This window comes from Streptomyces lichenis, from assembly GCF_023218175.1.
Classification (GTDB): domain Bacteria; phylum Actinomycetota; class Actinomycetes; order Streptomycetales; family Streptomycetaceae; genus Streptomyces; species Streptomyces lichenis.
This window is the reverse complement of record NZ_JALPTH010000022.1, coordinates 65,051-78,258: the sequence shown is the minus strand read 5'-3', so window position 1 is coordinate 78,258 and position 13,208 is coordinate 65,051. Positions and strand designations below refer to the sequence as shown.

Below are 13,208 nucleotides of genomic sequence, written 5' to 3'. Positions count from 1 at the left end.
GGTCGATCAGGGGCGCGGGGGCGGTGCGGAGTGGCCGCCGTCCCCGGCCCGGGCGCGCCAGCCGCTGACGACGGCGTGCAGGGTCTCCTCGTAGACCGCTCCGATGTCCAGCCCGGTCGGGGCGTTGCCGGACAGCTCCAGCGAGACCAGGCCGTGGGCCGCGCCCCAGCAGGACAGGGCGATGACCTCGGCCGATCCGTCCTTGAACTGCCCGGCGGCCTGGCCGCGCGCCACCGCGTCCACCAGCGGCTGGATGGTCGAGCCGGCCTCGTTCAACCGCTCGGGTGTGGGCTCGTAGTCCAGGCGGTCGGCGAACACGATCCCGTACAGGTGCGGGTTGGCGACGGCGTAGTCGCGGTACGCGATGCCGAGCCGTACCACGTCGGCCGCGGGGTCGTCGCTGGGGCGGACGGCGGTCAGCCGGGCGAGGAACAGCCGGACCGCCTCCTGGTACAGGCTGTCGATCAGCCCGGCCTTGTTCCCGAACAGCGAGTAGACGGCCGTGGTGGACGTCTTCACGTCGGCCGCCAGCCTGCGCAGGCTCAACGCCCCGGCACCGCGGTCGAAGACCGTGGCGGCGGCGCGGTTGATGAGCCGGAGGCGGAGTGCTTCGTCGTGGGTCTTGAGCCTGGCCATGGACCCGAATGTATCGCAACGGCGTTATGGAGGCTCCCCGCCGGAGCACGGATGCCCGGTCGGCTGACATCCGGCTGACGCGGCACCAAAAAAATTGCACAGTGTCTAAGAGCGTCAAAAGGCCTGTTCAGAACGGGTGCTGATAGATCGTCCGCTCCTGCCGCCGGTTGCCGGTTGTGGCGAAGAGCATTGATAACACTGTTACTGTCGGCTTAGCTTGGGCACCATGCCACGCGGAACCGGTAGAACCATCTAGGGAGTTGGGATGTTCGAGGCGCTGGGGCGATTCATCCACCGGGGGCGCAAACCCCTGCTGATCTTGACGCTGGTGTTCGCGGTCTTCTCCGGCATCTACGGCGTCGGTGTCTTCGGCGACATGAAGCCCGGTGGCTTCGAGGACCCGAACTCCGAGAGCCGCAAGGCGGCCCGCCTGGCCGAGGAGGCGTTCCCGCAGCGGGCGCCGGACGCGGTCGTGGTGTACCGCAGCAAGGACAAGACGGTGGACGACCCGGCCTTCCGGGACGCGGTCGTCACCAAGCTGGACTCACTGCCCGAGTCGGCGGTGACCGGGTCGGCGCACTTCTGGATGACCAGGATGCCGGCCCAGGTCAGCCGGGACCGGCACGCCACCTACGTGGCGATGAACCTCAAGGGCGGCGACGACAACGCCAAGGAGGCCTCGTACAAGAAGATCAAGGACAAGCTGGACGTCGAGGGGCTGGAGACCCTTCAGGGCGGCCCGGTGCCCACCGGCTTCCAGGCCGGTGAGGAGATCGGCGAGGACCTCGCCGCCGCCGAGGGCTACTCCTTCCCCGTCCTCTTCCTGCTGCTGGTCGTGGTCTTCGGCGGGCTCGCCGCCGCCAGCCTCCCGCTGCTGGTGGGCGGGCTGTCCATCCTGGGCTCCATGGCGGTGCTGCGGGTGATCGCCCAGTTCACCGACGTGTCGGTGTTCGCCATGAGCCTGGTGACCATCCTGGGCCTGGCCGTGGCCATCGACTACGGCCTGCTGATCGTGAGCCGCTACCGCGAGGAGCTGGCCGCCGGGCACACCGGCGAGGACGCCCTCGCCCGGACCGTCGCCACCGCCGGGCGGACCGTCATGGTCTCCGGTATCACCGTCGCGGTCGCCCTGTTCGGGATGACCTTCTTCCCCTTCGCCTTCCTGAAGTCGATGGCGTACGGCGGTGTCGCGGCGGTCGTCCTCTCGGTCTTCTTCTCGATCATCGCGCTGCCCGCCGCCCTCGCGGTGATGGGCACCAAGGTCAACTCCCTCTCGCTGAGGCGGAAGAGGAACGCCGCCGCTCCCCGAGCCGCCAAGGCCGCCGAGGAGGGGCCCTGGTTCCGGCTGGCGCAGGGCCTGATGCGCCGTCCGGTCGCCGTCGCGGTGGCCGCCGTGGCGATCATGCTGGCACTGGCCGCGCCGTTCCTGCGGATCGACTTCGGCGCCAACGACGCACGGCAGCTGCCGGACAGCGCCGAGGGCCGCCAGGTCCACAACATCATGGAGCGCGACTTCGAGGGCGACGGCGTCAAGTCCATCGACGCCCTGCTGAAGCTGCCCGGCGAGGCCAAGTCCCCCGAGCAGGGGGCGGCGCTCCAGGCGTACGCCGAGCGGCTGGCCGAGGTCCCCGGGGCGAAGGAGGCGCAGATCAGCGGCGCGGAGGGCACCTCGGGCCGGATCTCGGTCAGCTTCGACGGGGATGCCGTCTCCGCCGACGCCCGCGACCTGGTCAACGACCTGCGCGCGGTGGAGCGTCCGCCGGGCGCCACGGTGTACTTCGGTGGCGAGACCGCGGTCTTCGACGACACCCTGGACGCGCTCGCCGATGTGCTGCCCTGGATGCTGCTGTACATCGCCGTCGCGACGTACATCCTGCTCTTCCTGGCCTTCGGCTCGGTGCTGCTGCCGCTCAAGGCCATCGCGATGAACCTGCTGTCGCTGTCGGCCACCTTCGGCATCCTGGTCTGGATCTTCCAGGACGGGCACCTGGCCGACCTGATCGGCTTTGACCCGACCGGCAACATCGAGCCCAACATGCCGATCATGCTGTTCGCGCTGATCTTCGGACTCTCCATGGACTACGAGGTGTTCCTGGTGTCCCGGATCCGGGAGCAGTACGACCTGCTCGGCGACCCCAGCGCCGCGGTGGCGACCGGGCTGCAGAGCATCGGCAAGCTGATCGCCAGCGCCGCCCTGCTGATGTGCGTGCCGCTCGCCGCGATGGCGACCAGCGGGGTGCTCACCATGACGCTGTTCGGCGTCGGCATGGTGATCGCCATCCTGCTGGACGTGGCGGTGGTCCGCATCCTGCTGGTGCCGGCGGTCATGAAGCTGATGGGGCACGCCGGCTGGTGGGCGCCCGGCCCGCTGAAGAAGGTGTACGCCCGGGTCGGCATCAAGGAGGGCGACGCCGTCCTGGCCGACCGGGAGGTCCCCCGGGAGCGTGTCCCCGCGGGCCGCTGAGGCCCCACCCCGCCGGGTGAAGTGCCCCGCCTGCCCAGGGCACTTCACCCGGCCCGGCCAAGCCGGCGAGTCCGGTGGGAGTTCCCGTACCCACCCCCCGCCGCGGCGGATGTCGGGTACAGTCATCGCAGCTATTAGACAGCGTCTAACACACGCCCTGGAGGACCGGATGGCCGCGGAACAGGCCGCACTGGGCGAGATCCTGCGCCCGATCAGAGGAAGGCTGCGGCTGGCCGTGGCCGCCCAGACCCTCTCGGCGATCGCCGGGGTGGTCCCCTTCATCGCCATCGCCGAACTCGGGCGGGTGCTGCTGGGCGACGGCGCCGACCGCTCGGACCGGGCGTGGACCATCACCGCCGTCGCCGTCGGCGCCCTGTTCGTCAGGCTCGCCCTGATGCTGGCCGCCGGCGCCCTGTCGCACTTCGCGGACGACGAGCTCCAGTCGCACATCCGCCGCGGGATGGTGGCCCGGCTCGCCCGGGTGCCGCTGGGCTGGTTCTCCGCGCGCAACTCCGGCACGGTGAAGAAGGCCGTGCAGGACGACGTGGACGCGATGCACCACATGATCGCCCACTCGCTGCTGGAGATGACCTCGGCGACCGTGGTCCCGGTGGTCTCGGTGGTCTACCTGCTCTGGGTCGACTGGCTGATGACACTGGTGACGCTCGCCCCGCTGGTGATCGGGCTGGGCCTGTACAGCATCACCATGGCCCAGATGGCCAAGCACCTGCCGGACTACGACCGGGCCATGGGCGAGATCAACGCCAGCGCGGTCGAGTTCGTCCAGGGCGTCGCGGTGGTCAAGACCTTCGGCCAGACCCACCGGGCGCACCAGAAGTTCCGCGACGCGGCCGACGACTTCGCCGCCTTCTTCCTCTCCTGGGTGCGCTCCACCGTCCACTCCAAGGCGGTCGCGGAGATGGTCCTCTCGCCCATCGCCGTGCTGCTGGCCGTGGTCGCCGGGGGCGCCCTGCTGGTCACCGGCGACCGGCTCGCCGGGGTGGACCTGCTGCCGTTCGCCCTGCTGGGCGTCGGCCTCACCGCCCCCGTGCTCGCCCTCTTCTACGCCAGCTACGAGCTGCGGTTCGCCAAGGCGGCCGCGGCCCGGGTCGGCGAGGTGCTCAACGCCGAGGAACTGCCGGTGGCGAAGGAGCCGCGCACCCCGGCCGGGAACCACGTCAGCTACCAGGGCGTGCGGTTCAGCTACGACGGGGAGAAGGAGGCCCTGGCCGGTATCGACCTGGAGCTCGCCCCCGGCACGGTCACCGCGCTGGTGGGCCCCTCCGGCTCGGGCAAGAGCACCCTGGCCACCCTGCTGCCCCGGTTCGCCGACGTGACCGGCGGCAGCATCGGCATCGGCGGGGTGGACGTCCGGGACCTCGCCCTGGACGACCTGTACCGCCGGGTCGCCTTCGTCTTCCAGGACGTCCGGCTCACCCAGACCTCGGTGGCCGACAACATCGCGATGGCCCGCCCCGGGGCGAGCCGCGAGGAGGTCATCGCCGCGGCCCGCGCCGCCTGCGTGCACGAGGAGATCGAGGCGCTGCCCCGCGGCTACGACTCGGTCGTCGGCGAGGACGCCCGGTTCTCCGGCGGGCAGGCCCAGCGGATCTCCATCGCCCGGGCGCTGCTGGCTGACACCCCGATCATCGTCCTGGACGAGGCCGCGGCCTACGCGGACCCGCAGTCCGAGGCCGAGGTGCAGGCCGCCCTCTCCGAACTGACCCGCGGCAAGATCGTCCTGATGATCGCGCACCGGCTCTCCACCGTGGTGGAGGCGGACCGGATCGTGGTGCTGGAGGACGGCGCCATCGTGGAGGAGGGCACCCACCCCGAGCTGGTGGCCCGCGGCGGGCGGTACGCCCGGATGTGGCAGGCCCATGAACGCAGCACCGTCTGGCAGCCGCACCGGGGCACCCCGGACCCGGCCGCCGGCACCGCCCAGGTGGGAGGCATCAGCCGATGATCCGCAAACTGCTCGACGTCGTGGGCCCCGAGCACAACCGGCCCATCCGCCGGATGATCACCGCCCTGGTGGTCTGCGCGGTCCTCCAGGGCGTCGCCTTCGCCCTGCTCGTACCGATCCTTCAAGCCCTGCTCGGCTCCGACCCGGACTCCGTCTGGCCCTGGGTGTGGGCGCTGCTGGGGGTCTCCGCCCTCTACTGCGCCGCCTACTACGACTCCCTGCGCACCGGCTTCGACGCCGGGGCCACCCTCTCCCGGATGCTGCACAACCGGATCGGCGACCAGGTGGCCTCGCTGCCGCTGGGCTGGTTCGGGCCCGAGCGGGTCGGCCGGCTGGGGCAGCTGGCCACCAAGAGCGTCATGGACGTGATGGGCGTCCCCGCGCATCTGCTGCGGCCGCTGGTCACCAGCTTCGTCACCCCCGCCACCGTGGTGGTCATCATGTACGTCTTCGACTGGCGGCTCGCCCTGGCGGCCACCCTCACCGCGCCGCTGATCCTGCTGGTCTACCGGTGGAGCGCGGGGCTCACCCGCACCGCCGACGAGGCCCGCACCGCCGCCCAGGCGGAGACCGGCGGCAAGGTGGTCGAGTTCGCCCAACTGCAACCGGTGCTGCGGGTGTTCGGGCGGGGCGAGCAGGGGTCGGGCGGCACCGGTCTGGACGCCGCGCTGCGCAACCAGGCCGAGGCCTCCCGCCGGGTGCTGAGGACCGGGGTGCCCGGGCTGGTCAGCTTCGCCCTGGTGGTGCAGGCCGCGTTCACCGTGATCCTGGTGACCGGGGTGTACCTGGCGCTGGACGGCGGCCTGGACGTCGCCAAGCTGCTGGCGGTGCTGGTGCTCGCGGCCCGGTTCACCGAGCCGATCGCCGAGGCCGCGGTGCTCGGCTCCACCCTGCGCACCGCCCAGGCCGCGCTGGACCGGATCGCCGAGCTGCTGGCCGAGCCCCGGCTGCCGGAGCCCTCCCCGGCCCGCGAACCGCACGGCCATGACGTCGAGTTCGAGGACGTGCGCTTCGGCTACGACGGCACCCCGGTGCTGTCGGGGGTCTCGCTCAGGCTCGCCGAGGGGACGATGACCGCGCTGGTCGGGCCGTCCGGGTCCGGCAAGACCACGGTCGGCAAGCTGATCCCGCGGTTCTGGGACGTGGACGGCGGCGTGGTCCGGGTGGGCGGGGTGGATGTCCGGGAGATCGACCCGGAGGTGCTGATGTCCAAGGTCTCCGTGGTCTTCCAGGACGTCTACCTCTTCGAGGGCACCATCCTGGAGAACATCCGGCTGGGCCGCCCCGGCGCCAGTGACGAGGAGGTCCGGGCGGCGGGCCGGCTGGCCCGGGTCGAGGAGATCGCCCAGCGGCTGCCGTACGGCTGGGACCAGAAGGTCGGCGAGGGCGGCGCGCTGCTGTCCGGCGGTGAGCGCCAGCGGGTCTCCATCGCGCGGGCCATCCTCAAGGACGCCCCGATCGTGCTGCTGGACGAGGCGACCGCCTCGCTCGACCCGGAGAACGAGCGGGCGGTGCAGGACGCGCTGACCCATCTGACGGCGGGCCGCACCCTGCTGGTCATCGCGCACCGGCTGCAGACCGTCGCGGCGGCCGACCAGATCCTGCTGCTGGACGAGGGCCGGATCGTGGAGCGCGGCGCGCACCACGAACTCATGGCCGCGGACGGCCGGTACGCCTCCTTCTGGGCCCAGCGCAGCCGCGCCCGGCGCTGGCGGCTGGCCGCCCGGCCGGCCTGAACGGCGGCCCCGCGGGGCCGCCCCCTGAACCACTCGTCCCCGGTGACCCCCGCGCCGGGGGCGAGTGTCTCCACCTGGCCGATCTTCGACCCGTGTATCAGCCAAAGAAACATGGCGGAGACGGAGGGGCGGAAGGCCCAATTCCGGTGCGGATCCGGTCGGTGCCCGCCGAAGCGACGGCAGAATTGCCGGTCCATATTGCCGATCAGGCCCCCGATCGGCCGCCGGAAGCCCGGGTATCAGGCCGTTTGAACGTTCTCCGCCCCGTCAGATCGCCGTCAGCTCCGGTCTCAAGGTGCCGGTCTATACTTGACCGGAAATGTAGGCCCGGATGGTCGTGATGTGACTGAAGGGCGGCCTGCGCTGTCGGGTTTGCGCCAGGGATTTCCCCTGTTCGCACCCGGCCGTCCCCGGCCGCAGGGAAATCGAATCCAGTCCGTCCACCCCCGGGTCGACCAGTGTTCACCGACAAGTGCTGACATTATTCCTGCGGGGGCACGAGAAACAATGTCAACAGAGCTTTCCGTCGATTGGCCGCTAACGGGTAGACAGTCCGAACTCGACGCCGTGGAGCGGGCACTCGCCCGCGGCGGCGGCGCGATCCTGGTGGGCGGATCCGGGGTGGGGAAGAGCCTGCTGCTCGCCACCGCCCTGGAACGCGCCTCCGACGCCGGCCGCACCGTCCTCTCGGTGGGCGGCGCGAGCTGGAGCAGCAGCGGTGCCCGTGCCCAGGGGTACGGGTCGCTGGGCGAATGCCTGTCCTCCCTCGAACCATCGACCCTCGGCGGCCCGGCCGCCGACCGCCCGGTCGTCGGCATCGACGACGCCCACCTGGTGGACGACGCCTCGGGCCTCCGGCTGCACCGGCTGGTCGCCGCGGGCCGCCTCAGCGTGCTCGCCACCAGCCGCCGGGACGCGCCCGCGCCGGCCGGCATCGACAAACTCTGGGTGGACCGGCTCATCGACCATGTCGACGTCGCGCCGTTCGACCGGGCGGCGCTCCGCGACGTGCTGCGCGCCCGGCTCGGCGGCCACACCGACGCGCCCACCCTGGAACGGCTGTGGGCCGCCACCCACGGCAACGCGCTGATGCTGCGCGAACTGGTCGACTACGCCGTGGAGCGGGGCTCGCTCCGCCCGGCGGGCGGGGTCTGGGTCTGGGAAGGCCTCACCGACCCGCCCGGCCACCGGCTGTCCGAGGTCATCCGCCTCGGGCTGCGCGACCTGGGCCACGAGGAGCGCGAACTGGTCAACATGCTGGCGGTCGCCGAACCGCTGGACCTCGACATCGCCGCGGCGTTCGGACTCGGGCACGCCGCCGAGTCGCTGGACCTGCGCGGCATCGTGGCCGTACGCCACGAGGGTACGCGCGTAGAGCTGCGGCTGGCCGTCCCGCTCAGCCGGGTGGTGGTCGCCTCCCGGATGTCCGGCCTCACCGCCCAGCGGCTGCGCCGCCAGGTGGCGGACGCCATGGAGTCCACCGGCCCGCAGCAGCCCGAGGACGTGCTGCGGGTGGTCTCCCTGCGCATCGAGGCCGGACTCGTACCGGAGCGGGAGCAGTTGCTCGTCGCCGCCCGGGCCGCCGTCCGGCGGCGGATCCACCACCTCGCCGAGCGGCTGTGCCTGCTCGCCCTGTGCGTCGCCGTCCCGGGCAAGCCGCCCCGGCGCGGCTCGGTGTCCGACTTCGGCGAGGGCACCCAGGCGCTGTGCCGGCTGGTGGCGTACGCGCTCCGGAACTCCGACGCCCCCGCGGACACTCTGCGGGCCGCCCTGCTGCTCGGCGAGGTGCTGATCGGCCGGGGCTGCCACGAGGAGGCCGAGGCGGTCTTCGACACCGCCCTGTCGGCCGGGGTGGAGATGGAGCGGGCCGAGTACGTGGCCGCGGTGCACGCCCGGGTGGTCAACCTGGCCTGGCGGCTGCGCCGGGTCCCGGACGCCGGGGCGGTGCTCGACCGCGCCCTCGACGCCGTCGGGCCGGGCGAGGCGGGGGTGCTGCACGGCAGCCGGGCCCTGATCGCCATGATGTCCGACCGGCTGCGGGAGGCCGTGGAGATCGGCGAGGCGGTGCTGCGTACCGGCGACGTCCCGCCGGCCGTCGCCCAGGGCCTGGTCCCGGTGGTGGCGCTGGCCCGCGCCGAGCTCGGCGACCCGGTCGGCGCCTCGGAGCTGCTGAGCCGCCACCGCGGCGCCAGCTTCGAGTGGGACCCCGACGCGGTGGTCCTGCTGGAGGCCCTGGCGGCCCGCTGCCTGTGGCTGGCGGGCAACCTCAGGGAGGCCGCGGACGCGCTGGACGCCCCGCACCGCTACGACGAGGCCGACCGCTGGCCGGCGCTGCTCCAGACCGTGTTGGCGCGGGCCCGGCTGGCCCGGCTGTGCGGCCGGCCGCAGCGCGCGGTGGCCCTGCTGCGGCAGGCGGTCGCGGTGGACACCGCGCACGAGTGGCCGGTCACCCGCGCCTGGCCGCTGGCCCAACTGGCGGGGGCGCTGGCCGAGTCGGGGCAGCACGCCGAGGCACTCCGTACGCTGGTGGAGGCCCGTACCGTACAGAGCGAGGGCGTCTCCCACCCGATCGCCGACGACGAGATCGCCTTCGACCGGGCCCTGGTCCTGGCCCACACCGGCGACCGCTCCGGGGCCGCCTCCGGCGCCCTGGAGCTGGCCGACCGGGCGGCGGCCGGCGGGCGCCCGATGACCGCGCTGGCCGCCCTGCACCTGGTTGCCCGGATCAAGGAGAACGCCTCCTACCGCTTCCAGGCCCGCGCCCGGCAACTGGCCGCCTCCTGCGGCGGTGCCGCTGCCCGGGCGATGGCCGACCACATCCAGGCGCTGGCCGAGGCCGACGGGCAGGCGCTGATCCGGGTCTCCCGGCAGTTCGGCGAGATGGGCGCCTTACCGCTGGCAGCCGAGGCGGCGGCGCAGGCCGCGCGCGCCCACCGGGCCGCCGGGCAGCGCCGCAAAGGCCGGGAGGCCTGGGCGATCTGCGAGGACCTGCTGAGCGGCGGCGCCTGCGCCCTGCCCGCCTGGACGGTGAACGAGAGCCGCGGCGACCTGGCCCCGCTCACCCCGCGCGAGCGGGAGGTGGCCGCGCTCGCCGCCACCGGGATGTCCAACCGGGACATCGCGGTGCGGCTGGTGGTGTCGGTACGGACGGTGGAGAACCACCTCCACCGGATCTACCACAAGCTGGGCATCACGGCCCGGCAGGCACTGCACCGGGCCCCGGGCCAGGAGCCCGCCGAACGCGGCGCCCCCGTCACGGCCGGCTGACCGCCGAGGGGCAGTCGAAGGGGCGGTGGCCACCGGCCACCGCCCCTCCGTACGTACGATGTGCCGGGCCGTCAGCCCACCAGCGCGGCCCCGGCCGCCGGCGCGGGCAGGGTGCCCTGGCGGACGAAGTACGCGACATAGGTGGCGAACAGCCTCTCGTCGATCTCCGGGCGCACCACCCCCGAGCCGCTGAGGAGCGCCCGGGTCTCCTCGTCCGAGAACTCCGCCGCCTCGAACCGCTCCAGGTCCACGATCAGCCGCATCAGCGGGAACATCGAGTTCCCGGTGTCGGCCGAGACCGCCTTCATCCACTTCAGGATGGAGACCTCCCGGATCTCGTACCCGGCGCCGCGGACCAGCTCCAGGATCCGGTCCGAGTCCAGGGAGCCCGCGCTGACCTGGTGGAAGCAGCGCCCGGTCGACCGGGGGTCGCGGGAGGCGGCGACGATCGCCGCGCTGACGTAGTCCACCGGGACCATGTTCATGTCCAGCCCGAACCGGCGCGGATACACCCCGGCCTGGATGGACCCCTTGATGAACCGCCACACGAAGTCGTTGGGCTGGCAGGCACCGGTGGTGGAGTCGCCCCACACCTGGCCCGGCCGGTGGATGGTCAGCGGCACCCCGCGGCGGCCGGCCTCCCGTACCAGCTGCTCGGCCACCCACTTGCTCTTGGTGTAGCCGAGCGACAGGGACTCGGGCGGGCCCGTCGGGTCCGACTCCCCCCGGGGCGTCTCATGCTCCTTGGGCTCGAAGATGCCGGTGGTCGACACATGGTGCAGGGTGGCCCGGGCGTCGCGGGCCAGCCGCAGGACCTCATGGGTGGCGTCCACCGTCGGCTTGCGCAGCCACTTGTAGAGGGTGAGGAAGTTGACCTTGGCCGCGGAGTGGTAGACGGCGCCGATCCGCGCGGTCAGCTCCGCGTACTCCGCCTCCCCGATCCCGAGCCGGGGGCGGGTGACATCCCCGGTCACCACCCGGACCCGCGAGAGGTCCACCCCGTCCAGCACCTCGTAGGCGCCGAGCGTGGTCCGCAGCCGGGCGAGGCCCGCCTCGGCGTCGGCGGCCCGCACCAGGCAGGTGACGGTCAGTCCGCGGGCCAGCAGGTCCCTCAGCAGGAAGCTGCCGAGGAACCCGGTGGCGCCGGTGAGCAGCACCTCACAGACCGTGCCGGGGTCCCTCGCCTCGAAGCCGGTGATGTCGTCGGCGAGGACGACATCCGCCGCGAACTCCTCGGCGATCCCGGTATACGTCGGCGCAGTCATCAGTCCCTCTCTCTTCCTTCCTCAGACTTCCTCAGACGCCGGCGGCGGCCTGGGCTATCGCCCCGCCGAGCAGCGACAGGGCCTCCTTCACGTCCTCGTCCGAGGCGGTGATCGGCGGCAGCAGCCGCACGGTCGTCGGCCGGCTGATGCAGGGGGAGACCACCAGACCGCCGCCGGCCAGCGCGGCCAGTACGTTGCCGGAGACCTCGGCGGTGGTGAAGTCGATGCCCCACAGCAGCCCGCGGCCCCGGGTCCCGACCACCACCTCGGCGTACCGCTCCCGGATCTCGGCCAGCCCGGCGGACAGCGCGGTGGCGACCCGCTCGCCGTCCTGCGCGTGCTCCTCGATGGCGGCCAGCGCCGCGGGGATCACCCCGGTGCCCAGCGGATGGCCGCTGAACGTCGCGGTGTGCAGCATCGGGTCGGCCAGCAGCGGGGCGAACAGCCGGTCGTTGCCGACCGCGGCCGACACCGGCACCACCCCGCCGCCCAGTGGCTTGCCGAGCAGCACGGCGTCCACCGGCAGACCGGCCTCCAGCGCCAGCGACCGGGCACCGCAGCGCCGCAGCCCCACCTGGATCTCGTCCGAGACCACGAGCGCGCCATGCTCCCGCGCGTCCCGGCACCAGCGCGCCAGCACCTCGCCGTCCAGCACCCGCACCCCGTTCTCGGCCTGTACGGGCTCGAAGAAGAGCGCCGCCACCTCCCGCTCGGCGACGACCCGGGCCACCGCCTCGGGGTCCTCCGGGTCCACATGCACCACGTCCCGCAGCAGGGGCTCAAGACCTGCGCGGAACCGCTCGTTGTGGGTGAGCGAGAGCGCGCCCAGGGTCTTGCCGTGGAAGGCCCCCTCCACGGCGATCACCGTGGCCCGGCCGGTCGCCAGCCGGGCCAGCTTCAGCGCCACCTCCACGGCGTCGGCCCCGCCGCAGCCGAAGTACACCCGGTCGAGGCCGCCGCCCAGGTACGCGGTCAGGTGCTCCGCGGCCAGCGGGGCCGCCGCGTTCTGCACCGTCCTGGTGGAGGTGGGCAGCACGTCCAACTGCGCCCGGACCGCCTCCACCACGGCCGGATGCCGGTGCCCGAGCAGCGCCACCGCGTACGAGCCGAAGTCCAGCACCGACCGGCCGTCCGACAGGGTCACCCGGCTGCCCTCGGAGGCGGCCTCCACGGCGCCCTGCCCGCTGAACTTCCCGGCCACCGCCAGCGCGGGCGAGAAGTGCCTCTTCACCCGCCGAAAGGTCTCCTTGGCGTCCACCGCGCGAACCGCGCCCTCCGTCGCCCGCGACTCACTCATCGCCGCCGCCCTCCTCCGCACTCCGGCCGATGATGTCCCGCTGGTAGCCCTCCAGCGCCTTGGCCACCGCCGGGTGGATCATCTCGGCGACCAGCGGCAGCCCGATGTCGAATTCCACGAACAACTCCAGACCGGTGCCCTCCCCGTCCTCCACGACCTGCCAGTACCCCTCATAAGAGGCAAGATCGCCTTCCGTCTGCCGGAACTCCACCCGCCGCCGTCCCGTGTCGACGACATCCTCCTGATCCCATTCCATTTCCGAGCCCTTGAGCTCGACCACCCAGCTGCTGGTGCGGACATCGTCCTTCCCGCCGGTTATCCCGACCTCGTTGACGCCCTCCATATAGGACGGGTACGCCTCGATGTCCAGCAGTGTCTTCCACAACTGGTCGGCGCTTCCGCCGCCCCGATGCACTTCATGCAGCACGGTCACAGAATTCCCCTGACCCCTCATCCCGAATTCCCTCGCACGCGATTCTTCGCACACGTCCGGCGATCCGCAGTGTAGGAGCGCCCCCAGCGCATCCGGCCGAATCCCCACGCACATCTGACACCTCACTGACACCCTGACGATCTC

8 protein-coding genes are annotated in these 13,208 nt (G+C 72.5%); 4 read left to right on the top strand and 4 right to left on the bottom strand.

From position 1 onward, the window contains the following. Positions 1–6: 6 nt before the first annotated feature. Positions 7–636: a TetR/AcrR family transcriptional regulator gene (locus M1O15_RS21685; RefSeq protein ID WP_248635775.1), complete on the bottom strand. Its 630-nt coding sequence runs from the start codon at positions 634–636 to the stop codon at positions 7–9. Positions 637–901: 265 nt separating this feature from the next. Here M1O15_RS21685 and M1O15_RS21680 point away from each other — a divergent pair, with 265 nt between their 5' ends. From M1O15_RS21680 to M1O15_RS31700, 4 genes are all read left to right on the top strand, one after another. Then, positions 902–3,100: an MMPL family transporter gene (locus M1O15_RS21680; protein WP_248635774.1), complete on the top strand. Its 2,199-nt coding sequence runs from the start codon at positions 902–904 to the stop codon at positions 3,098–3,100. A 169-nt stretch (positions 3,101–3,269) separates the two neighbouring features. Then, positions 3,270–5,066 carry an ABC transporter ATP-binding protein gene (locus tag M1O15_RS21675; RefSeq protein ID WP_248635773.1) on the top strand — a complete coding sequence of 599 codons (1,797 nt, stop codon included), beginning with the start codon at positions 3,270–3,272 and terminating at the stop codon, positions 5,064–5,066. After that, positions 5,063–6,802 (top strand): ABC transporter ATP-binding protein, encoded by a 1,740-nt coding sequence (locus M1O15_RS21670; protein WP_248635772.1) that lies wholly within the window; start codon positions 5,063–5,065, stop codon positions 6,800–6,802. The genes M1O15_RS21675 and M1O15_RS21670 overlap by 4 nt, the downstream gene beginning before the upstream one ends. A 567-nt stretch (positions 6,803–7,369) precedes the next feature. Beyond that, on the top strand, positions 7,370–10,069 hold the full coding sequence (locus tag M1O15_RS31700) for a helix-turn-helix transcriptional regulator (RefSeq protein WP_248635771.1): 2,700 nt from the start codon (positions 7,370–7,372) through the stop codon (positions 10,067–10,069). 71 nt (positions 10,070–10,140) lie between these two features. Here M1O15_RS31700 and M1O15_RS21660 read toward each other — a convergent pair whose 3' ends face one another. The 3 genes from M1O15_RS21660 to M1O15_RS21650 are packed head-to-tail and all read right to left on the bottom strand — an operon-like array spanning position 10,141 to position 13,058. Next, positions 10,141–11,334: an SDR family oxidoreductase gene (locus M1O15_RS21660; RefSeq protein WP_248635770.1), complete on the bottom strand. Its 1,194-nt coding sequence runs from the start codon at positions 11,332–11,334 to the stop codon at positions 10,141–10,143. A gap of 31 nt (positions 11,335–11,365) precedes the next feature. Then, the gene (locus M1O15_RS21655) at positions 11,366–12,631 is read right to left on the bottom strand and encodes an aspartate aminotransferase family protein (RefSeq protein WP_248635769.1); all 1,266 of its coding nucleotides are present in this window, start codon (positions 12,629–12,631) and stop codon (positions 11,366–11,368) included. Continuing rightward, a complete protein-coding gene (locus M1O15_RS21650) occupies positions 12,624–13,058 on the bottom strand; it encodes a type II toxin-antitoxin system RatA family toxin (RefSeq protein WP_248635768.1) in 435 nt (144 codons plus the stop codon). Before M1O15_RS21650 ends, M1O15_RS21655 begins: the two co-directional genes overlap by 8 nt. Positions 13,059–13,208: the final 150 nt, after the last annotated feature.